We start from the raw sequence: 18,852 nt of genomic DNA on the forward strand, positions 1-18,852 counted from the left end.
AGCGCTACAACAACCTAACAAATCTAAAGGTTGCTGTAGCGCATTGCATTCCCTATACAAAGCATTTTAGCCACTTCCGCTTCTTAGCCATTCAGTATAAACCCCTCTCAGTATGGTGCAGAGAATCACGGCACTTGTTCTAACCCCTTATCACGTATACACTACCTCTTCGTAGTAACCATCACATCATACTTTGGACAACATACCCATTTCTTGGCAGCTTGGCGCCTTAGCCGTTCTGCTGTTAATTTCAGGCTTTTTCTCACTAGCTGAAACCAGCTTGATGTCGGTTAACCGCTATCGTTTAAAACATTTAGCGAACCAAGGGCATCGTGGAGCAAGGCTAGCAACATTTTTGCTGCTAAAAACCGACAAGCTGCTAGGGGTAATCCTACTCTGCAATAACTTTGCCAATGCAGCATCCGCTACTTTAGTCACCATTATCGTCGTTGAGCTGTTTGGTGAAGGGGAATGGACCCTGATGTTTGGCACCATGACCGTGACTTTTGCTATTTTAGTGTTTAGTGAAATCTCGCCCAAAGTCATCGCAGCGGCATACCCAGAAAAGCTAGCGTTTTTCGCAAGCTACATTTTGTACCCATTACTAAAAGCCCTATATCCAATCGTATGGTTTGTTAACTTGTTTGTTGTGGGCTTATTACGCATACTTAGAGTTAAAGTGAATTTTGATGCGCAAGCACAATCACTCACCATGGACGAACTACGCAGCATTGTGACTGACGCTGGCCACTTTATGCCAAAGAAGCACCGCACAATATTGTTAAACCTGTTTGAGCTAGAAAAAATCACTGTAGATGATGTCATGACGGCGCACACCATGATTGAAAGCATTAACTTTGACGCGCCATTAGAAGATATCCTGAGCCACATTACCAATACACACCACACGCGTCTGCCTGTGCGCCAGGGCGAGTCTGAAGAAATCATTGGTATTTTGCATGTACGTAGAGTGATCAATCAACTGCGTGAGCACTACCTACGAGATGACTTTAGTAAAGCCGCGCTGCTTGAAGTGATTGATGATTCTTACTTCATTCCATCCGGCACACCTTTATTTACGCAAATCCAGCAATTTCAGGAGAACCACGAGCGGATTGCGCTGGTGGTGGATGAATATGGTGAGCTAAAAGGCTTGGTCACCTTAGAAGATATTTTAGAAGAAGTGATTGGTGACTTTAATACCCAATTGCCTTCCAGACTTGGCAGCTACCACCAAGAAGAGGACGGTAGCTGGCTAGCTGATGGCACCAGCACACTACGCGACCTTAATAAAAAATTAAATCTTGAATTGCCACTGGATGGCCCTCGCACGCTCAACGGCCTGATTCTTGAACATTTTGAAGACATCCCCGAGCCTAACACCAGCTTCAAAATTGGCCCACACCGTCTCGAGATATTGCAGACACAAGATAGAATTGTAAAAAGCGTCAAAATCTTCCCTTAGCCTAAGCAGTCACTGATTGCCTGTTCGCAACAATATCTCTTGAAGATACACCAAATTACACTTGAATTTTTTTCAGTTTGGCTCAAAATAGACTCATACTATGGCAAATAAACCGCACGAAAATGACATTGCACTTAAGCCTGAGGTTGCAAAACCAAAATTACCCCCCATGTTTAAAGTGCTACTGTTAAATGACGACTACACCCCAATGGAGTTCGTTGTTGAAGTAATTGAGCGTTTTTTTAACAAGAGTCGTGAACAAGCAACGCAAATTATGCTCAAAGTACATACTGAGGGTGCTGGTATATGCGGCATTTACCCACAAGACATTGCAGAAACAAAGATGAATCAAGTAGTGAGCTATGCAAGGCAATCGCAACATCCATTGCAGTGCATCATTGAAATGGCATAAATGTAGGCGAGATACATAATAGAAAGTTAGGTACCGAGATGATAGCGCAGGAATTAGAAGTTAGTTTGCACATGGCGTTTATGGACGCAAGACAAAAACGCCACGAGCTCATCACGGTTGAGCATTTGCTGCTCGCAATGATTGATAATCCAACCGCGGCAGAGGTTTTGCGTGCCTGCGGCGCAAAATTAGAGACATTACGTACCGAGTTAAACCAGTACATTGAAGAACACACCCCAACCGTGATTGGGCAGGATGATGTGGATACGCAACCAACACTGGGCTTCCAACGTGTAATCCAGCGCGCTATGTTGCATGTACAGTCCTCAGGTAAAAAAGAAGTGACGGGCGCGAACGTGCTCGTAGCCATTTTTGGTGAAAAAGATTCACACGCGGTATTCTTCTTGCATCAGCAAGGCATTACTCGCCTAGACATTGTCAACTTCATTTCACATGGCGTTTCAAAAATCGGTGAAACTGCTAAACCAGAAGGTGGTGAGCAAGAAGCCGAGCCAGAGGCCGCGCCGAATGGCGCACTTGAGAACTACACCCTCAACCTGAACTTACAGGTTGTCGCTGGGAAAATAGACCCGCTGATCGGCCGCGCATCTGAACTGGAGCGCGTGGTACAGACCTTATGCCGCCGCCGCAAAAACAACCCATTACTGGTAGGTGAAGCTGGCGTTGGTAAAACGGCGATTGCTGAAGGTCTGGCTCGCCGTATTGTAGAAAAAGATATTCCAGACGTACTTGCCAACGCAGTGGTGTACTCACTCGACATGGGTGCCTTGCTTGCCGGCACTAAATACCGTGGCGACTTTGAACAGCGCTTAAAAGCGGTAATGAAACAGTTGGAAGAAAAACCTGACGCGATTTTGTTTATTGATGAGATTCACACACTGATTGGCGCAGGCTCTGCCAGTGGCGGCACATTGGATGCAAGTAATTTACTGAAACCGGCATTATCTAATGGCTCACTTAAATGCATAGGTGCAACCACTTACCAAGAGTATCGCGGTATCTTTGAAAAAGACCACGCGCTATCTCGCCGCTTCCAAAAGGTAGATGTAGTAGAACCTAGCGTAGCTGAGACAATTGAGATCCTCAAAGGGCTTAAATCACGCTTTGAAACGCATCATAGCGTGAAATACACAGCGGCGGCGCTCACCACAGCGGCAGAGTTGTCTGCTAAATATATCAATGACCGTCACCTGCCAGATAAAGCGATTGATGTGATTGATGAGGCGGGCGCGGCACAACGCATCTTGCCAAAATCGAAACAGAAGAAAGTCATTGGCAATAAAGAAATTGAAGACATTATTGCCAAAGTGGCACGTATTCCGCCCAAAAACATTTCTTCAGACGACCGCAACGCGCTAAAAACACTAGAGCGCGACTTGAAAGCCGTGGTATTTGGTCAAGACAAAGCCATTGAAGCGCTATCTTCTGCCGTTAAAATGGCACGTAGCGGCTTGGGGCAAAATAACAAACCTATTGGTAGCTTCCTGTTCAGCGGCCCAACTGGTGTGGGTAAAACAGAAGTCGCCAAGCAATTAGCTTATATTATGGGTATTGAGCTGATTCGTTTTGACATGAGCGAATACATGGAGCGCCATGCGGTTTCACGCCTGATTGGTGCGCCTCCAGGCTATGTAGGGTTTGAACAAGGTGGCCTAATGACAGAGGCGATTACGAAGCATCCGTACTGCGTATTGCTATTAGATGAAATTGAAAAAGCGCATCCAGATATTTTTAACATCTTATTGCAAGTGATGGATCACGGTACGCTCACAGATAACAATGGCCGCAAAGCTGACTTTAGAAACGTTACCATCATTATGACTACCAATGCTGGTGCTGAGAGTTTATCTAAATCCAACATGGGCTTTACCACTGCGAAACAAGCTGGTGATGAACAGGCTGATATCAAACGCTTATTCTCTCCAGAGTTCCGTAACAGGTTGGATGCTACCGTTTCATTCACAGCGCTATCGCACGACATCATTATCCGCGTTGTGGATAAATTCCTGATTCAGTTGGAAGACCAGTTGCATGAGAAAAAAGTTGAGGCAACATTTAGTGATGCTCTCAAGACCTACCTCGGCAAAAAAGGGTTTGATCCACAAATGGGTGCTCGCCCAATGGCAAGGCTGATACAAGACACTATCCGTAAAGCGCTGGCTGATGAATTGCTATTTGGCAAACTGGCTAATGGCGGCAGTGTACATGTGGATATTGATGACAAAGACGAAGTAAAACTCATCTTTGAAGAAAATAATCAGAACGAAGCTAAAGACTTAGCAACCACTTAAATCTCACTGGCTGTTTGCTGACCAGCATCGTGCTGCAACGCACGATGCTGTTGTATTGTTGAGTAAGCAAACAGTCACCCACTTGTTATTAAGGTATTAAGCCATGGTTGATGTCACTGCATCCACGCTACAAGTGGCTATTGAGATTTTTGCCACCTCAGCTTTTGCGCTTTCTGGGCTGGTTGCTGGCGCTAGAAAAAAGCTAGATGCCTTTGGCGTGTTTGTCGTCACCGGGGTGGCGGCCTTTGGTGGCGGCACTTTACGCGACGTACTGCTTGATCGGCGCCCCTTCTTCTGGGTTGATCATGCCAACTGGATATGGCTCATGTTATGCGTATGTATGCTGGCCATGTTGTTCATGCGCAATAAACATATACAACTTACCGAGCGCGCCATTCTCATCCCCGATGCATTAGGCTTAGGTTTATATGCCGCACTAGGCACACAAATCGCATTACAGCAGCAACTGCCTGTGATTGTTTGTACCTTAATGGGGGTAATGACTGCGGTGTTTGGAGGTGTATTACGAGATATTTTTTGCGACGAAATCCCCAAAGCTTTCAGTGATTACCAGCCATATGCGGTGATTGCGTTTTTAGGTGGCTTGCTGGTGTGTTTGCTTAACCAGCTCAATCTGGCATCCTGGCTTTGTATCTTTATTCCTGCTGCCTTGATGACGATATTACGTATCTTGGCGATTTATTTTGAATGGCGCCTACCGCACTGGAAAACAGAGTCGAACTAAACGTTGGCGATTGATAGCCAACTGACTTAGGGCGCAGCGTAGACCGGATGCTTCTCCATAATGCTATTAAACAGCACAGACGACAGCATCAAATCAAGCCATGCCTTTAACTTAGGATAGCTTGCGTACTCAAACCACGCAGCATCTACCGCAGAAAATTGGCGAATAAATGGAAAGATAGCAATATCGGCTAAGGTCAGCTTAGCTCCCATCAAAAAGGCTGTTTGGCTTAGCTTCTGCTCCAGCTTGGCTAAATACACCTCACCAAGTGAACGATAGTCCTCCATCGCTTGCTCAGGAAAGCGTATCGCGTACTTATAGCGATCTAAAGCCTGCTTAAAACTGGTATCGTTCTCAGTAATGAGCTGTTGTGTTTGCGCTACGTCTGCCGAGAGCCAGCCGTCTGGATCGTTTTGTTGCAATGCCCAATGCATGATATCCAAGCTTTGTTCAAATACCGCACCATGGGCTGTCACTAATACAGGGACGGTACCCTTAGGTGAAACTTCGAGCAAATGCGCAGGTTTATCACGCAATGATATCTCGCGTATTTCTACTGCAATACCGGCATACTTTAATGCCATGCGGGCACGCATGGCATAAGGACAACGGCGATACGAATATAAAATCGGCAGGGTCATCGACAGAAAACGGAAATTAGCCCAATGCCTGCGCTACGTCACGAATAAGCTGCGGGCCTTTATAGATTAAACCACTGTACAACTGCACTAAGCTCGCACCGGCCGCAATTTTCTCTACCGCATCAGCACCACTTAAAATACCGCCTACCCCAATAATCGGTAACGCGCCTTGCAGGCGCTGCGATAACTGCTGAATCACTACTGTAGATTTATCTCGCACTGGCGCACCAGACAAGCCACCAGTTTCTGCCGCGTTTTGCATGCCTTGTACCGCATCACGCGAGAGCGTGGTATTGGTGGCAATCACACCATCAATTTTATGCGTCATGAGCAAATCTGCAATTTCATTGACTTGTGCCAGCTCTAAATCTGGCGCTATTTTTAAAGCGATTGGCACATACCGGCCATGCTGTTCAGCAAGCTTTAACTGCTCGGCTTTTAATGTTGCCAGCAAGTCAGACAACGCCTCTTTTTCTTGTAGCGCACGCAGGTTTTTTGTATTTGGTGAAGAAATGTTCACCGTGATATAGCTAGCATACGCATATACTTTACGCATACAAATCAAATAATCACTCACCGCATTTTCATTGGGTGTATCAAAGTTTTTACCGATATTAATGCCAAGCACGCCTTTGTACTTAGACGCCTTCACATTTGCTATCAGGTTATCTACACCTAGGTTATTAAAGCCAAAGCGATTAACGATGCCTTGTGCTTCAGACACACGGAATAAGCGTGGCTTAGGATTACCAGGCTGCGGTCTTGGTGTAACAGTGCCGACTTCAATAAAGCCAAAACCTAAGGCAGCCATCCCATCAATCACCGCTGCATTTTTATCTAAGCCAGCCGCCAAACCAACTGCATTAGGAAAGGTAATGCCCATCACTGTGCGAGGCTGACAAACAGGCGGGGATGCACACAACTTTAGAACGCCTAACCGCTCGGCGGTTTTTAAGCTTTTTAAAGTAAAATCGTGAACAGATTCAGCATCAAACTGAAATAATAAAGGACGAGCAAGCGAGTAAATATTCATAACATGATTTTACTGCATTCTTGAACATCCCCAAAATCAAGGTGTGTGCTCCTTGCAAAATATGAGAGCTATACACTGCCAACTAATGGAGCTATTTTTACGCCACTAGCTTACCCCAACGCCACTTCCACCAAATTATCACTAAAGGTAGTGGAGTGCCCCATATCCCCAAACTCAGCCGAACTAATACAGTTCACCGTCCCATTATTCAACTGCCGCCAATAACCTAGTGTCGCTACCACAATCCCAGCGTTAACATCGTCTGAAATTCTCGCCACACCTTCAAATGCACCACGGTCGTTGAACACTTTTACGACATCACCTGCTTTAATATTGCGCGCTGTAGCATCTAGCTGATTAATCATTACAAACTGCTCGCCTTGACCCTTAATTTTTTCTGTGACATTGGCATAGCATGAGTTTAGAAAGCCATGACTCTTAGGTGAAATTATATTCAAAGGATACTTGGCGGCAAGTTCAGGGTTGGTTGCCGGCGTTTCACGTGATGGCACATAGTCTGGCAGGCTATCTAAATCTTCGCCCGGTTGGAAACCATCATACATTTGGCGGAAAGGCCCTGCCACAAAGTTTTTTGCCCCTTCCACTAAGAAATGGCACTTGCCACTAGGCGTAGGAAACTCACCTTTTGCATGGCGCGCGCGCGTATCTTTATCACCAAACGCCTTTAAACGTGCAAAGCCGTGTTGCCGTAAATAATCTAAATCGATACCGTCACAGGTAGGTGAATCCCAATCTACATAATTCTCTAAGCACTCAGTATCATTCCACTGGAAATTAGCATCGGTGTAACCCATGCGCTTGGCTAGCTGTCTAAATATCTCATTATTTGGAAGCGCTTCCCCTGGTGGATCTATGCATTTTTGATTGTAAGTCAGGTACAAATGCCCCCATGAGAGCACCATATCCTCCATCTCAGCGCCCATCGCAGCTGGCAAGATAATATCCGCGTAGGCAGCAGTGTCGGACATAAAGTGCTCAGCCACTACCAAGAATAGGGCCTCACGCTCCAGGCCTTTGACTATTTTGTCCGTTTCCGGTGCTTGAGTGAGTGGGTTGGTGTTCCACACCATCATCGATTTAATCGGTGTTTTAAGATCTAGTTCACCTGTAAGCGCCCGCCCTAGTTGCAGGTTATTGACTACAGGGGTTCCTTCGGGAATTAGATCTGGGCGGGAAATCACATCGAATTTATATGGATGCTCCCATACCGGAAACTGTAGTGCACCGCCACCCACATGGCGCCATGCGCCAATAAGTGCAGGCAAACTTGTGACAGCACGAATGGCTTGGCTACCACCGTAACTTCTTTCTAGCGCAACGCCTAGGCGGATTACGGCTGGCGGTGTGGTCGCATATTCACGAGCAAACTTTCTAATATCATCAGCGGAGATGCCGGTGATTTCTGCAGCCCACTCTGGCGTTCTGGTTTTAGCACGTTCGGCTAACTCTTGATAACCTATGGTGTAATGATCGATGTAGTCTTGGTCTGTTAAGCCTTCACTAATAATCACATGCATCATTGCCATCGCTAAGGCACCATCAGTACCCGGTTTAGGCGCAATATGCCAATCTGCCTCTTTGGCCGTTTTAGAGGCATAAGAGTCCACTACCACCACTTTAGCACCTCGTTTTTGTGCCTCATGAATGATGTGCCAGTGGTGTAAGTTAGTACTCACTGAGTTACAAGCCCAGATCACAATATACTTAGCGTGCGCAAAGCTTTCTGGGTCTACTCCTGCTGTAGGCCCTACCGTCAGCAGCCAGGCTGTACATGAGCCTTCGCCACAGAAAGTACGCTCACACACCGTTGCACCCATACGATTAAAAAATGCATCACCACCATTGAGCCCATGCACCAAACCTTGGTTACCTAAGTAACTATTTGGCATGATGGCGTGCGGCCCGTCTGTATCAATAATCGCTTTCCACTTATTTGTAATCTCATCCAAGGCCTCATCCCAAGAGATACGCTTGAATTGCTTACTACCCTTGGTGCCGATACGTTTTAGCGGGTAGAGCAAACGGTCTGGGTGATAATGACGCTTTTCGTAATCTTTTAATTTCACACACAAGCCGCCACGCGTCATAGGGTGAGATTTATTACCCGTCACTGAAATGAGTTTTTTATCTTTAACCGTGTACACCATTGAGCAGGTGTCTGGACAATCATGCGGACATCCGCCATGAAAGGTTTGAACAGAAGAGTCAGTAGGAGCGCTCATCATTAATAATCCTTAAAAAATAATATAGCGATGATTCGTGATATTAGATTGCAACAGATTGATTTAATTTTTACACTTTTTCACTAATATATACTCACCTGTATAGTAATGCAATGGCATAATTATTCACTGAACTATTAATCAATCAAGCACATGCATAATCTTAACCAACCACTACAGCTACTAGGCGGTATCACTGCCAGCGAATTTTTAGAACACTATTGGCATAAAAAACCTTTACTGATTAAAAATGCCATTCCAGAATTTAAGGGACTATTGAGCCCAGATGAGCTAGCAGGGCTAGCTTGCGAAGAAGAGGTTCAATCCCGCATCGTGGAGGAAATTAAAGGAAAATGGCATGCAAGTCATGGTCCATTTGATGAAAGTGACTTCGCGAACCTTCCTGAAAAACCAGACCCTAAGCACCGCTGGACCTTGCTGGTACAGAGTGTGAATCATCACTTACATGAAGCCGCTGAACTGCTGAGCCAATTTAATTTTATTCCACATGCGAGGCTAGATGACCTAATGGTGAGCTACGCACCGGATGGCGGTGGTGTAGGGCCGCATTTTGATAGCTATGACGTATTCTTACTGCAAGGCCAAGGCAAGCGGCTATGGCGTATTAGCGAGCAAACCGATTTAAGTTTGGTCGAAGGCGCACCATTACGCATTTTAAAAAACTTTGATACTGCACAAGAGTGGCTAGTGGAATCCGGCGACTTGCTCTATTTACCGCCACACTTAGCACATTGGGGCATCGCCGTGACAGATGGCAATACGGACTGCATGACCTACTCCATTGGGTTTAGAGCACCCAAAGTGCAAGAACTAGCCACAGAGTTTCTTGGCTTTTTGCAAGATAAACTCAATAAAGATGCAAACGCCTTGCCTGGTATCTATCAAGATGCCGATTTAACTCTACAAGAACACCCAGCCGAAATTGGCGGCGAGATGATTAGCAAAGTAGCCGATATTTTAAAAACTATTCAATGGTCAGATCAGCATGTGGCAGATTTCTTAGGGTCTTACTTGTCCGAACCTAAAGTTGACGTGTTTTTTAATCCAAACAAAAAAATATCTTTACGTAAATTCCATGAAAACCTGCTGCAGCAAGGTATCTGCCTAGATTTAAAAAGCCAAATGCTGTTTTCTGCGCAGTATTTTTATTTAAACGGTGAATCTATTGCGGCGACAGGCGGGTCAGCAAAGTTACTCACCGCACTGGCCGATTATCGTAAATTGACTAGCGACGATATTAAACAAGCAGGCGAGATAGAGACCACAATCATTGAGCAATTACATGCATGGTATCTGGCTGGTTACCTTTACTTCAATTAAGCATAGCGCGTATTATTAACATCATGGACAGCATATTAATGCCGGATAAAATCATGGTAGGAGAGCATTTGTATAACGAGGCCATGCAACTCATTATACAAAGTGCAGAGCATGAGCTTTTAATCTTTGACCAAGATTTAAAGCGAGGTGAATTCTCCAGCTTGGCTACCTATGAGTTGTTACAACAACTCTTAAGCCAGCAGATTACCAGCCGTGTATCGATTATTCTGCAAGATAGCGCTCATTTCCAAGATAAATGCCCTAGGCTACTTAATCTGCTTAAAACCTTTGGGCACAAAATGAGTGTACATGTCACCAACCAGTCCGCAAAGCATGCGAAAGACTGTTTTATTCTGGCGGATGGCAAACACTACATTAAGCGCATACATATCGACCAAGCACGATTTAAGTATGCTTATGATGACGTCGCAACGGTTAAAGCACTTCACACCAGATTTGAGGAACTGACAGAGGCAATCCAAGACACAGTAAGCATCACACCATTAGGGTTATAGGGCATCAACATGATACGACTATTGATAAAAAATCGCTGGCTATGGCTGTTATTGGCATTAAGCCTCACGCTGCAAAGCCATGCCGCTAATGACTTCAAAATTTTCACCCTGCAGCATCGCTTTGCGGAAGAGGTGCTACCAACGATACAAGCTGTCATTGGCAACCATGGAACAGCATCCGCCATACAAAACCAGCTTATCGTCCGCACCGATAGCAAAACGATGGCCGAAGTTGAGCAAACCATTGCCACACTAGACACTGCACGAGAAAATTTCACCATTAGCGTAAAGCGCCAGAATAACGTTACAGGCACTAGTCGTAACACTACAGTAAAAGGCCGCACCCGCATTGGCAATGTCGCCATACAGACGGAAAATGATGCTAGAAGCGGCAGGGATGGCATCCAAATAGGCCTAGAAGATAACCAAACCAGCTCACGACAAAGTAGCCAACAGTTTATTCGGGTTACAGATGGCGCACCTGCCTATATCAGTGTCGGTGAATCCATTCCCTACACCAGTGAATGGGTAATGCTCACTCGCCGCTACGCAGTTAGGCAAGTCAGTACGGAATTTGTAGATATTGGCACAGGTTTTACAGTGCGCGCTCGTAGCATAGGCAGCCAAGTTGAGCTTGAAATCACCCCGACATTTTCTAGCTTGCAGCAGAATGGTCGCATAGAGTTTGAGCAACTCTCGTCTACAGTACGGGCACAACGTGGTGAGTGGGTCAATCTAGGTGGCATGATGCAAGACAAAGATGAGGTGAGTCGCGCGATATTGGCCAGCAGTAGCGGGCAATCTTCCCAAAATAACCAGCTTTTTATTCGTGTTGAATAATCATTTTCAGGTAAGCTATACGAAAGCGGGAACTTTTTTACTATATTTCAGCTTAATATTTGAAATGTAGTGTTTTTTTTTTTAATTCCTGCTAGAATTTGCGCCACTCGATATAGTTATTAGTCACTTTTTAAGTAGTATCGAAAACAGTTTTTTAACCAGTTAAACTCATAAGGAAATTTAAAATGACACGTTCTGTTTTGTTAGCTGCATTGTTAGCTCTTGCTGTTACTGCTTGTGGTGAAAAAGCTGCTGAAGCTCCTGCTGTTGAAGCTCCTGCTGTTGAAGCACCAGCTGCTGAAGCTGCTCCTGCTGAAGCACCAGCTGCTGAAGCTGCTCCTGCTGCTGAAGCACCAGCTGCTGAAACTGCACCAGCTGCTGAAGCTGCTCCTGCTGAAGCTGCAAAATAATTTATTGTTTAATCAATAGTTATTAAAAAAGCCGACGCAAGTCGGCTTTTTTACGTCTGAGCACTGAACCTCAGCAATTAGCATCAGCTTTATTCACCAGGCAAACTAGCTAATTTGACGCCAGTCAAATCCCAAGGCCTGATCAGCAACACCAATCCAATCCAGCGCACAGTCAGCAACCCCTGCTAACGCAGATTTCGCAAGCAACGGCGTATTATTTTTTGCGCTTAGGTGCGCAGCTAGCAGATGCTGCAATTTGGAACGATCTAACTTCGCGAGCAAATCAGCTGAGGCTGAGTTCTCCAAATGCCCCCATTCACCCCCTACCCGCTTTTTTAAAGAGGCGGCATATGGTCCATTGCGTAGCATAGCGCTATCGTGATTACATTCCAGCACCAGCGCATCACAACCGCTCAACTGCTGCTCAATATGCAAGGTAGTACGCCCAACGTCTGTCAGCACCCCTAGGCGATGCTGACCATCACCAAATACACACTGCACTGGCTCACGCGCATCATGCGGGACAGGGTATGGGCACACTTCAATATCAGCCACGTTAAATGGCGTGTGACTATCAATCACATTAAGTTGCAGGTCGTGCTGATTCGGAAAATATCGCTCGGCCATTTTGAGTGTGCCATAGGTGAGCCAAACGGGGATGTGATGCTTAGCCGCAAACTTAAAAGCGCCGCCAGCGTGATCGTCATGCTCGTGCGTAATGACAATGCCGGCCAGATCTTCAGGCTTTAAATTCAAACGTGCCAGTCTACTGGTGGTTTCCTTAATGCTAAAGCCACAGTCCAGCATCAAGCGCGTGTTATTGACCTCAACCACTAGCGCATTGCCAGCGCTGCCACTTCCGAGCGAAGCAAAGCGCATCTTTGATCTCTCTTCTATAAACTGACAATAAACAAAGGTAAGTTAGCCAAGCTATTAAGAAAGTAAAAGCCTGAGAACATATAAATCCAAGAACTACAAATCATGGCAAATAGCGGTAGCCCTATTCTTACCCTAAAACTTGCCGCATCACCAACAAAAAAGGCGGCCAATAAGCCGCCTTATATTTAGTTAGCGTAACTGCTCATACATCAGGGCAATAATTCTATTTGCCGTTGTGGTACGCACGCGTGCACCTTCGGTATCAACCACGGTCACCACTGCACCGTTATCACCGTCACTCACTTTGATGCGGTATTGACGATCGCGATTCGCCTTTTGTTTGTCGTCACTACCCCAGAACTTTAAGCTATCTACGATGCTTTTATCTTCTTTTTTAGCGACTGACTCAGGCTTTTTCTCTTCGTCATCACCCCAGAATTTAATGCTCTCGATCAAGCCTTTCTTTTTCTTAGGTGCATCATCAATATCTACATCAGCATAGCGCACAAAGAAAAGGCCATTAGAGCGATCTCTGTCTTCGATTACAAAGCCAACGCGGTCTAGAGCCAACCCTACACGACGCCATGCACGGTCAAACTGGTCAGTCAGCAACAATCTAGCACTACCGTCAGCCTCCTTCACCACCTCGGCATGTTTAGCAGCTGTTGCATCAGCAAGAATCGTTTGCGATTTTTTCTCTTCTACCCCTAACTTCACCATCAAGCGGCGCAATAGCTCAGCATCAAGCTCCGCATCGAACGCATCACCTCTAGGGTTAGTTGCCGCTTCGGCTTTGTAACCGGTTTCAATTTCACCCAATTGGGTTCTAATGCGGGTTTTACCGTCGTCTGGCGCACCAACCACTGAACGGTGCGTCATATAAATCTCAGTTGTGCCAGTATCGTTACCATGCTCCAAACGTGTACGGAATTTTCTCTTATCAGCAAACCCAGATAATTTATCCAGCCATTTGTCAAACTTATCTAAAGCGTTGCCTGATTCATCTTTTTTCAGTGCTTCAGCATCAATCCACTCTGTTTCCATCACGCCAATCTGTGGGTTCTCTACACGTACAGCAAAGCCCATGTCGGTCCAGAAGTCACGAATCACCGGCCATATTTTGTCAGCTGGCGCATTTACCACCAACCAGCGCTGTGTGCCTGACTTTTCCATGCGTACACCATCAGGGTTTTGCAGCACTTTCTCAACACCGACTTCTTGCCCCTCTTGCGCTTGGCTATAACTAGAGTAACTTGCGCTACCTGGCACGGCATAGGCATCACTCACTGGACTTGCGGTTAAATCAGGCGGCACTTCCAATGGGCGTGAACGGCCTGCGCCTTTGTAATCTGATTTTGTATCAATAAAAGGAATAGAATCACAAGCACTTAAACTTGCCATTAAAAACAAAGGTAGCACTAAAGACTTTGCTTTACGCAACACGCCTAGACGATAAACGCCTGCGTTGAAATTAACTTGTTTCATTCAAACCTCGTGTAGAACTCTATTGTTCGTTATAGAATTTGTGCAGGCTCACAAGCCTTGCGCAATACTTCATGATACTGAGCTGATAAATTAACCATTGGCAATCGAATGCCAGTTTTAATCATGCCCATCTGTGCCAATACCCATTTAACCGGGATTGGGTTCGCCTCTACAAACAACTTCTGATGTAAACCGAACAGTTTGGCATTGATTTCACGTGCGACTTTTACATCTCCAGCCAACGCAGACACACACATGTCGTGCATCAACTTAGGCGCAACGTTGGCGGTGACTGAAATCACGCCATGCCCACCTAACAACATTAAAGACAATGCGGTTGCATCATCACCACTGTAAATAGCGAACTCTTTTGGAGCACGTAATAACAAGTCAGTTCCACGCTCAATACCACCTGTCGCATCTTTGATACCTACAATATTGGCATGGGTGGCTAAGCGCAGCACCGTGTCATTGCTGATATCACAACCCGTACGACCAGGTACGTTATACAGAATTTGTGGAATAGCTACAGCATCTGCCACAGCTTTAAAATGCTGGTACAAACCCTCTTGTGTTGGCTTGTTGTAATAAGGTGCAACCAAAAGACAAGCATCAGCGCCCAGCTCTTTTGCCTTTTGTGTCAGCACAATAGCTTCTTTGGTTGAGTTAGCGCCTGTACCCGCAATCACTGGCACGCGGCCAGCCACTTGGGCCACGGCTGTTTCAATCAGCAAACAATGCTCATCAAAATCTACAGTAGGTGACTCCCCCGTAGTGCCAACAATCACAATACCATCCGAGCCTTGATCAATATGAAAATCAATCAATGTTTTTAAAGATGGGATATCTAAACGCCCATCTTCAAACATGGGCGAAACAATAGCAACTAAACTGCCTTGCAACATAGGAAATCTACCTGATTCATAATGTTATATTTTAACCTGAATGTTTCATAATTTTCTGTATTTATTACGCACAATTTCCATTTGACGATGATTTTATAGAAACATTCGCCAGCATCTTTTCAGCAGACGTCGCCAATCGTAAAGCTTATCGCACTTGCAGCACTAAATCACATAGGTAGATTACCACTACCAGTATCAACCTGCAGCCAACTCAATGATAGTCAAAACTTATGACAGCATTTATATATCAAACACTTAACTCAAGTGCGTCCTTAACTGATTTACACCGTAACAAACGCTGTATAATCTAAAAAATTATCGCTGAAACCCATATTTAAAATATGACTTTCGATTTTCATCATTACATCATGATTTTGATTGGCACCGTGTTTGTAAACAACATCGTGCTAGTAAAGATTTTGGGCTTGTGCCCATTCATGGGTGTTTCTAAAAAATTAGAAGCGTCTATCGGAATGGCAGGTGCCACTGCGCTGGTGTTAAGCGTGGGCTCAATGACAAGCTGGGGCATCAATCACTACCTGCTAGAACCGAATGGCCTGTTTTATCTGCGCACACTATCTTTCATTGTGATTATTGCTGGCGTTGTGCAGCTAACAGAAATGGTCATGGAAAAGAACTTCCCTACCCTACACCAAGGCTTAGGCATCTTTCTACCGTTAATCACCACAAACTGCGCGGTGCTTGGCATTCCACTCCTCAATGCACAAGCAAGCCATAGCTTTTTAGAATCACTGTTCTTTGGGCTAGGTGGCGCACTTGGTTTTTCATTGGTGCTGATCCTGTTTGCGTCCATGCGAGAACGATTAGAAGGTGCAGACGTGCCTGCTGCATTTAAAGGTTCGGCTATCGGGATGATTACCGCTGCATTAATGAGCTTGGCATTTATGGGATTTATGGGCCTAGATAAATACTAGACTCAAAGATAAATACTAGACTTAAGCACTCAATCTTCAGCCGCTAAAAAACATTGTATTAAAAGATTTGGGTGTCGCCAAACCTCGTTAAACAACATAAAGAACTACTAAAATATTAGCCACTTTATTTAAAGATAATCAAAAAGCGATATGTTATTAACCTCCATCTACGTCATGCTTGGGCTAGCCTTAGTGCTGGGTGCCTTGTTAGGCATTGCGGCATTACTTTTTAAAGTAGAGGGCGACCCAGTGGTGGCACGTATAGATGCCATTCTGCCTCAAACACAATGCGGCCAATGTGGCTACCCCGGCTGCAAGCCATACGCTACCGCCATCGCCAATGGTGAAGCAGATATTAACCAATGCCCGCCAGGCGGTGACGCCGGTGTGCATGCGCTGGCTGATTTGCTGGGCGTCGAGTATAAACCCCTCAACGCGGAGCACGGCTTGCCTAAACCCAAGTCTGTCGCCTTCATTGATGAGGCCACTTGTATTGGCTGCACTTTATGCATACAAGCGTGCCCAGTCGATGCCATCTTAGGTGCGGCTAAACACATGCATACGATTATTGCATCAGAATGCACTGGCTGCGAGCTATGTTTGGCACCCTGCCCGGTAGACTGCATTAGCATGGTAGCGCTGGCTGAAACGCCTGATAACTGGAAGTGGAAGTATCCAGTGTTCCCCATCAAGGCATTGCCTGTAGATTCCGGCAAGGTGCCTTCATGAATACCATTATTCAATTTGCCAGCAAGCTGATTAAAAACCTCGCTACCAACACTGCAAATGATATACATAAGTTTCATGGTGGCGTGCACCCGGATGGTCACAAATATGAATCAACCACACGCCCGATTGCGCAACTCCCGATTCCACAGACGCTCACGCTACCATTACGTCAGCATGTGGGCTACATTCCTAAACTAAAAGTTAAAGTAGGCGATTACGTTTTAAAAGGGGAGATGCTTGCCGAGGCGGAAGGCACAGTATCTGCCGCCATCCATGCACCGACTTCCGGCACCATTACTGCTATTGAGGAAGCAGTGATTCCGCACCCGTCCGGCTTGCCTGACATGTGTGTGACTTTGACACCAGATGGTAAAGATCAATGGAAACCATTAACACCGATAGACTGGAAAAACACTGCGCACAGCGAACTGATTAGCAGCTTACGTACATCGGGCATCGTGGGCTTAGGTGGTGCGACATTCCCCACACATATTAAGCTGCGTAAGGATAGGTCATCAGCTATCCACACCCTGATTATCAATGCAGCGGAGTGCGAGCCTTACATTACATGTGATGACATGCTCATGCGTGAACGTGCTGAGGAAATCATTCAAGGAATAGCTATTGCCCAGCATCTACTGGGTGCGGCTAAAGTCGTCATCGGTATTGAAGATAACAAGCCTGAGGCCACTCAGGCGATGGCTGGCGCTAGCCAAAGCCTGACCAATGCAGTTGTGACAACCGTGCCGACTCTCTACCCTAGTGGCGATGCACGCCGGCTCATTCACTTATTACTTGGCGTAGAGGTGCCGCATCACAAACGCTCAACTGAAGTCGGCATTCAAGTATTTAACGTAGCAACCGTATTGGCGATTTATCGCTATTTCGCCTTTGGCGAGCCCAGTGTCAGCCGCATCGTCACTGTCACCGGCAATGTCACAACCCCACAGAACTTTGAGGTCTTGTTAGGGACACCAATCCCATTACTCATGGCTGCTGCCGGCGGTGCAAAACCAGACACCACCCACTTTGTGATGGGCGGGCCCATGATGGGTTTTGACTTACCTACGCTCAATGTGCCCGTGACCAAAGCTGCTAATTGCATTATTGCCGCTAGCCCAGCCTTGTTTGCACCGCCGCCGCCAGCTCAGCCCTGCATACGTTGCACACGTTGCGCGGACGCGTGCCCAGTTAATTTACAGCCACAAGAGCTGTATTGGTTTGCGAAGTCTGACAATTTTGAAAAAGCACGAGATTACAACTTATTTGATTGCATCGAATGTGGTTGCTGCACTTATGTTTGCCCCAGCAATATCCCGCTCGTGCAATACTACCGCTACGCAAAAAGTGAAATTATTGCCCTCGACAAAGCCCAAGAAGCAGCAGATTTGGCACGTGAACGCAATGACTTTAGGCTAGCTCGCATTGAGCGCGAAAAACTGGAACGCGCGCAAAAACATGCAGAACGGGCAGCCAGCGCTAAAAACAACGAAGCTAAACCAGAGCTAGCAGAAACAGAAAAAACCACTAGCAATCCAGATGCTGTTGAAGCGAAAAAAGCCGCAATTGCTGCAGCTGTAGAGCGCGCAAAAGCACTAAAGCTGGCGGCGGCCAACATTGATGCAGCCAAAACAGGCACAGACCTACCAGTACAAGCTGAATCAACTCCAGATAACACATTGCCTAATATAGCTGAGGCAAAGCCTGATGCCACAACATCGGCAACTAATGAGGCGCAAGCCAAAGCAGACAAGCAAGCACTGATTGCCGCGGCGATTGAACGTGCCAAGGCGCAGAAGCTAGCTGCTGCGCAAACTGGCGCTACACCTAAAAATACAGAAAACCTGAGTGCCAAGGTCAAAGCTGAAATCGATGAAATCGAAGCTATACGCACTAAAGCACAACAAATGATTAAAAGTAAAGCACCTGATTAATGACTATACCCACTCTATTGTTATTAGG

17 protein-coding genes are annotated in these 18,852 nt (G+C 45.9%); 11 read left to right on the forward strand and 6 right to left on the reverse strand.

Annotated elements, in window-relative coordinates:
• Positions 1 to 193 precede the first annotated feature (193 nt).
• The 4 genes from C3Y98_RS10635 (at position 194) to C3Y98_RS10650 (ending at position 4,934) form a co-directional block, all read left to right on the forward strand.
• Positions 194 to 1,465: an HlyC/CorC family transporter gene (locus C3Y98_RS10635; protein WP_135278574.1), complete on the forward strand. Its 1,272-nt coding sequence runs from the start codon at positions 194 to 196 to the stop codon at positions 1,463 to 1,465.
• 100 nt (positions 1,466 to 1,565) lie between these two features.
• Positions 1,566 to 1,877 carry an ATP-dependent Clp protease adapter ClpS gene (gene clpS, locus C3Y98_RS10640; protein ID WP_135278575.1) on the forward strand — a complete coding sequence of 104 codons (312 nt, stop codon included), beginning with the start codon at positions 1,566 to 1,568 and terminating at the stop codon, positions 1,875 to 1,877.
• Positions 1,878 to 1,915: 38 nt separating this feature from the next.
• Positions 1,916 to 4,189, forward strand: a complete 2,274-nt coding sequence (clpA, locus tag C3Y98_RS10645) for an ATP-dependent Clp protease ATP-binding subunit ClpA (protein ID WP_135278576.1) — start codon at positions 1,916 to 1,918, stop codon at positions 4,187 to 4,189.
• Positions 4,190 to 4,292: 103 nt separating this feature from the next.
• Positions 4,293 to 4,934 carry a trimeric intracellular cation channel family protein gene (locus C3Y98_RS10650; RefSeq protein WP_135278577.1) on the forward strand — a complete coding sequence of 214 codons (642 nt, stop codon included), beginning with the start codon at positions 4,293 to 4,295 and terminating at the stop codon, positions 4,932 to 4,934.
• 26 nt (positions 4,935 to 4,960) lie between these two features.
• Here C3Y98_RS10650 and C3Y98_RS10655 read toward each other — a convergent pair whose 3' ends face one another.
• The 3 genes from C3Y98_RS10655 to C3Y98_RS10665 all read right to left on the reverse strand — a co-directional run bounded on the left by C3Y98_RS10655 (position 4,961) and on the right by C3Y98_RS10665 (position 8,851).
• Positions 4,961 to 5,575 carry a glutathione S-transferase gene (locus tag C3Y98_RS10655; RefSeq protein WP_135278578.1) on the reverse strand — a complete coding sequence of 205 codons (615 nt, stop codon included), beginning with the start codon at positions 5,573 to 5,575 and terminating at the stop codon, positions 4,961 to 4,963.
• A 16-nt stretch (positions 5,576 to 5,591) separates the two neighbouring features.
• Positions 5,592 to 6,608 carry a quinone-dependent dihydroorotate dehydrogenase gene (locus C3Y98_RS10660; RefSeq protein ID WP_135278579.1) on the reverse strand — a complete coding sequence of 339 codons (1,017 nt, stop codon included), beginning with the start codon at positions 6,606 to 6,608 and terminating at the stop codon, positions 5,592 to 5,594.
• Positions 6,609 to 6,718: 110 nt separating this feature from the next.
• Positions 6,719 to 8,851 (reverse strand): molybdopterin-containing oxidoreductase family protein, encoded by a 2,133-nt coding sequence (locus C3Y98_RS10665; RefSeq protein WP_135278669.1) that lies wholly within the window; start codon positions 8,849 to 8,851, stop codon positions 6,719 to 6,721.
• 153 nt (positions 8,852 to 9,004) lie between these two features.
• On the opposite strand from C3Y98_RS10665, the gene C3Y98_RS10670 reads away from it, so the two are divergent.
• The 4 genes from C3Y98_RS10670 (at position 9,005) to C3Y98_RS10685 (ending at position 11,957) form a co-directional block, all read left to right on the forward strand.
• Positions 9,005 to 10,192: a cupin domain-containing protein gene (locus tag C3Y98_RS10670; protein WP_135278580.1), complete on the forward strand. Its 1,188-nt coding sequence runs from the start codon at positions 9,005 to 9,007 to the stop codon at positions 10,190 to 10,192.
• A gap of 23 nt (positions 10,193 to 10,215) precedes the next feature.
• On the forward strand, positions 10,216 to 10,707 hold the full coding sequence (locus C3Y98_RS10675; RefSeq protein WP_245234366.1) for a DUF7931 domain-containing protein: 492 nt from the start codon (positions 10,216 to 10,218) through the stop codon (positions 10,705 to 10,707).
• A gap of 9 nt (positions 10,708 to 10,716) precedes the next feature.
• Positions 10,717 to 11,547, forward strand: coding sequence for a secretin N-terminal domain-containing protein (locus tag C3Y98_RS10680; protein ID WP_135278581.1), 831 nt, complete (start codon positions 10,717 to 10,719; stop codon positions 11,545 to 11,547).
• Between the two features lie 185 nt (positions 11,548 to 11,732).
• Entirely contained in the window at positions 11,733 to 11,957 is a 225-nt protein-coding gene (locus C3Y98_RS10685) for a hypothetical protein (RefSeq protein WP_135278582.1), read from the forward strand.
• A 105-nt stretch (positions 11,958 to 12,062) separates the two neighbouring features.
• Here the strand turns inward: C3Y98_RS10685 and C3Y98_RS10690 are convergent, their stop codons facing one another.
• The 3 genes from C3Y98_RS10690 to dapA form a co-directional block, all read right to left on the reverse strand.
• The gene (locus C3Y98_RS10690; RefSeq protein ID WP_135278583.1) at positions 12,063 to 12,836 is read right to left on the reverse strand and encodes an MBL fold metallo-hydrolase; all 774 of its coding nucleotides are present in this window, start codon (positions 12,834 to 12,836) and stop codon (positions 12,063 to 12,065) included.
• A gap of 189 nt (positions 12,837 to 13,025) precedes the next feature.
• On the reverse strand, positions 13,026 to 14,321 hold the full coding sequence (gene bamC / locus C3Y98_RS10695) for an outer membrane protein assembly factor BamC (protein WP_135278584.1): 1,296 nt from the start codon (positions 14,319 to 14,321) through the stop codon (positions 13,026 to 13,028).
• 29 nt (positions 14,322 to 14,350) lie between these two features.
• A complete protein-coding gene (gene dapA, locus C3Y98_RS10700; RefSeq protein ID WP_135278585.1) occupies positions 14,351 to 15,226 on the reverse strand; it encodes a 4-hydroxy-tetrahydrodipicolinate synthase in 876 nt (291 codons plus the stop codon).
• Positions 15,227 to 15,567: 341 nt separating this feature from the next.
• Here dapA and rsxA point away from each other — a divergent pair, with 341 nt between their 5' ends.
• The 3 genes from rsxA to rsxC all read left to right on the forward strand — a co-directional run bounded on the left by rsxA (position 15,568) and on the right by rsxC (position 18,824).
• Complete coding sequence (rsxA, locus tag C3Y98_RS10705; protein WP_135278586.1) at positions 15,568 to 16,161, forward strand: electron transport complex subunit RsxA; 594 nt, start codon at positions 15,568 to 15,570, stop codon at positions 16,159 to 16,161.
• Positions 16,162 to 16,311: 150 nt separating this feature from the next.
• Positions 16,312 to 16,890 (forward strand): electron transport complex subunit RsxB, encoded by a 579-nt coding sequence (gene rsxB, locus C3Y98_RS10710; protein ID WP_135278587.1) that lies wholly within the window; start codon positions 16,312 to 16,314, stop codon positions 16,888 to 16,890.
• Positions 16,887 to 18,824, forward strand: coding sequence for an electron transport complex subunit RsxC (rsxC, locus tag C3Y98_RS10715; protein ID WP_135278588.1), 1,938 nt, complete (start codon positions 16,887 to 16,889; stop codon positions 18,822 to 18,824). The genes rsxB and rsxC overlap by 4 nt, the downstream gene beginning before the upstream one ends.
• Positions 18,825 to 18,852: the final 28 nt, after the last annotated feature.

The organism is Methylotenera oryzisoli (assembly GCF_004661485.1).
Lineage (GTDB): Bacteria > Pseudomonadota > Gammaproteobacteria > Burkholderiales > Methylophilaceae > Methylotenera > Methylotenera oryzisoli.

Bases quoted from the DNA above. Each gene is read 5' to 3' on its own strand.
- C3Y98_RS10660 (WP_135278579.1), bottom strand. From the start codon at position 6,608: ATGAATATTTACTCGCTTGCTCGTCCTTTATTATTTCAGTTTGATGCT.
- clpA (WP_135278576.1), top strand. From the start codon at position 1,916: ATGATAGCGCAGGAATTAGAAGTTAGTTTGCACATGGCGTTTATGGAC.
- C3Y98_RS10670 (WP_135278580.1), top strand. From the start codon at position 9,005: ATGCATAATCTTAACCAACCACTACAGCTACTAGGCGGTATCACTGCC.
- C3Y98_RS10675 (WP_245234366.1), top strand. From the start codon at position 10,216: ATGGACAGCATATTAATGCCGGATAAAATCATGGTAGGAGAGCATTTG.
- rsxA (WP_135278586.1), top strand. From the start codon at position 15,568: ATGACTTTCGATTTTCATCATTACATCATGATTTTGATTGGCACCGTG.
- C3Y98_RS10665 (WP_135278669.1), bottom strand. From the start codon at position 8,851: ATGAGCGCTCCTACTGACTCTTCTGTTCAAACCTTTCATGGCGGATGT.
- C3Y98_RS10680 (WP_135278581.1), top strand. From the start codon at position 10,717: ATGATACGACTATTGATAAAAAATCGCTGGCTATGGCTGTTATTGGCA.
- dapA (WP_135278585.1), bottom strand. From the start codon at position 15,226: ATGTTGCAAGGCAGTTTAGTTGCTATTGTTTCGCCCATGTTTGAAGAT.
- C3Y98_RS10650 (WP_135278577.1), top strand. From the start codon at position 4,293: ATGGTTGATGTCACTGCATCCACGCTACAAGTGGCTATTGAGATTTTT.
- C3Y98_RS10690 (WP_135278583.1), bottom strand. From the start codon at position 12,836: ATGCGCTTTGCTTCGCTCGGAAGTGGCAGCGCTGGCAATGCGCTAGTG.
- C3Y98_RS10655 (WP_135278578.1), bottom strand. From the start codon at position 5,575: ATGACCCTGCCGATTTTATATTCGTATCGCCGTTGTCCTTATGCCATG.
- clpS (WP_135278575.1), top strand. From the start codon at position 1,566: ATGGCAAATAAACCGCACGAAAATGACATTGCACTTAAGCCTGAGGTT.
- rsxC (WP_135278588.1), top strand. From the start codon at position 16,887: ATGAATACCATTATTCAATTTGCCAGCAAGCTGATTAAAAACCTCGCT.
- C3Y98_RS10685 (WP_135278582.1), top strand. From the start codon at position 11,733: ATGACACGTTCTGTTTTGTTAGCTGCATTGTTAGCTCTTGCTGTTACT.
- bamC (WP_135278584.1), bottom strand. From the start codon at position 14,321: ATGAAACAAGTTAATTTCAACGCAGGCGTTTATCGTCTAGGCGTGTTG.
- rsxB (WP_135278587.1), top strand. From the start codon at position 16,312: ATGTTATTAACCTCCATCTACGTCATGCTTGGGCTAGCCTTAGTGCTG.